Below are 1129 nucleotides of genomic sequence, written 5' to 3' on the forward strand. Positions count from 1 at the left end.
GCCGCGAGGCATACCGATTGATCGTTACTTCTGGTAGTCGGTTAGGTGGATGATGGCGGCGGTGTCGTACGCCTCGGTGGGCGATCCGATCCGGCTGCCGGTGACCAGGGCGGCTGGGGTGTAGCCCTCGGTGGCCGGGGCGTAGAGGGCGAACGCCCAGGCCTCGCCGCCGAGGTACTCGATCCGGCAGAGCCGGATCTCCTCGTCGTTGTCGTCGCCCTCGCCGGCCCAGGCGCTCAGGTAGCCGAACCCGCCGCGCCACTGGATCGTGATCTCCTGCAGGACCGGGTGGGTCTGCGAGGCGCGGTGGTCCACGGTCCCCTCGACGAGGTCCTTGAGGCGCTTGGTCGGTACTGGCACGCCTGCCAGTCTGACCGCCCGGTGACCTGTGGTGGGATCACGCTGTCCGCCCGCGCCGGGTATCGGGGCGCCGGGCACGGCCCGTGGTTCACCGTCTGCCCCCGGTGGCCGATGTACGTGCCCGTGACCTGGGGCTTCAGGAGTGCTGACAGGTTCATGGGCCGTGGCTGGCGGACGGTCGCCGAGGCGTTGACCGTCAAACGACGCCGGAAACTCAACCAGGTCGTCGCGGCGGGCAGCAGCGAGCAGCGCCTCGTGCGGCGGGCGCGGATCGTGCTGCTCGCCGGGGCCGGGGCGGGCCCCGCCGAGATCGCGCGGGTGGTGGGCTGTTCGGTGCCCACGGCCCGGGTGTGGCCGGTGCGGTTCGCCGCGCGCGGTATCCCGGGCCTGTTCGACCGGCCACGCCCGGGCCGGCCGCCGATCCACGGCCCGTCGGCGCGGCTCGCGGTCGTCGCGACCGCGACCTCGCTCCCGCCGTCCGGGGCGAGCGTCTGGACGCAGCGCACGCTGGCCGGCCACCTCGCCGGCCGCGGCCTGTCGATCTCGCCGGCGACCGTCGGGCGGGTTCTCGCCGAGGCCGAGGTCCGCCCGCACCGGGTCCGCGGCTGGCTGGGCCGTGCCGACACCCGCGACTTTTGGCGACAGGCCGGCGAGGTCTGCCGGCTCTACCTCGACGGATCCGCCGACGGCACGCTCCTGCTCTCGGTCGACGAGAAGACCGGGATCCAGGCCAGAAGCCGCAAGCATCCCGAGTTCCGCGCCCGGGCGG

2 protein-coding genes are annotated in these 1129 nt (G+C 73.8%); one reads left to right on the forward strand and one right to left on the reverse strand.

The window, feature by feature from the left end; translation table 11 throughout:
- Positions 1–24 precede the first annotated feature (24 nt).
- On the reverse strand, positions 25–360 hold the full coding sequence (locus G6R24_RS21090) for a hypothetical protein (RefSeq protein ID WP_163550857.1): 336 nt from the start codon (positions 358–360) through the stop codon (positions 25–27).
- 156 nt (positions 361–516) lie between these two features.
- On the opposite strand from G6R24_RS21090, the gene G6R24_RS21095 reads away from it, so the two are divergent.
- Positions 517–1129 (forward strand): helix-turn-helix domain-containing protein (locus tag G6R24_RS21095; RefSeq protein ID WP_163550858.1); only part of this gene is annotated, 613 nt, incomplete at its 3' end.

It is taken from the genome of Candidatus Frankia nodulisporulans (assembly GCF_902806475.1).
In the GTDB taxonomy this organism is placed as follows: Bacteria; Actinomycetota; Actinomycetes; order Frankiales; family Frankiaceae; genus Frankia; species Frankia umida.